Origin of the sequence: Micromonospora sp. AB353 (assembly GCF_049538395.1) — a bacterium.
Classification (GTDB): domain Bacteria; phylum Actinomycetota; class Actinomycetes; order Mycobacteriales; family Micromonosporaceae; genus Micromonospora; species Micromonospora aurantiaca.
The window spans coordinates 1-981 of sequence record NZ_JBMVFV010000183.1 but is presented as its reverse complement, the minus strand read 5'-3'; the positions used below and the strand labels follow the sequence as shown (position 1 = coordinate 981).

Below are 981 nucleotides of genomic sequence, written 5' to 3'. Positions count from 1 at the left end.
CCGGGCGGTCGTCACCGCCGCCGACCGGGACGACCTGGTCGCGGCGTTGACCGCCCTCGCCGACGGCGACCCCACCGGTACGGTCGTCTCCGGCACCACCGGCCAGCGCGGCCAGTTCGCCCTGCTCTTCTCCGGCCAGGGCGCGCAGCGCGCCGGGATGGGCCGGGATCTGTCGGCCGGGTTCCCGGTCTTCGCCGCCGCGCTGGACGAGGTGTGCGGACACCTCGACCCGCTGCTGCCGCGCCCGCTGCGGGAGGTGCTGTTCGCCGAGGCGGGCACCGCCGAGGCGGAGCTGCTGGACCAGACCGTGTTCACGCAGGCCGGGTTGTTCGCGGTCGAGGTGGCGTTGTTCCGTCTGGTGGAGTCGTTCGGGATCGTGCCGGACGTGGTGGCTGGTCATTCGATCGGTGAGGTGACGGCGGCGCATGTGGCGGGGGTGTTGTCCCTGGCCGACGCGTGCGTCCTCGTGGCCGCGCGGGGTCGGTTGATGCAGGCGTTGCCCACGGGCGGCGGCATGCTGGCCGTGGCGGCCGACGAGGCTGCGGTGGTCGAGTCGATCGCGGGGCTCACCGACCGGGTGGGCGTCGCTGCGGTCAACGGGCCGGCCGCAGTGGTGGTGTCCGGTGCCGGCGAGGCCCTCGACGAGGTGGAGCGGCACTGGCGCGACCGGGGTGTGCGCACTCGCCGGCTGACGGTGAGCCACGCGTTTCACAGTCCGCTGATGGAGCCGATGCTCGACGATTTCCGGGCCGTTCTCGACGGGTTGGAGTTCGCTGCGCCGCTGCTGCCGGTGGTGTCGAACGTGACCGGGGCCCTGGCGGGTGACGAGATCTGCACGCCGGAGTATTGGGTGCGGCATGTGCGGGAGGCCGTGCGCTTCGCCGATGGGGTGACGGCGCTGCGGGCTGCCGGGGTGGACACGTTCCTGGAGGTCGGGCCGCAGAGCGTCCTGACCGCGATGAACGCCGACGTGCTGCCTGA

General features: G+C 73.1%; 1 protein-coding gene. It reads left to right on the top strand.

The features are described from left to right. Nucleotides 1-981: acyltransferase domain-containing protein (locus tag ACPCK6_RS29590; protein WP_423482856.1), on the top strand; the 981-nt coding region annotated here is incomplete at both ends.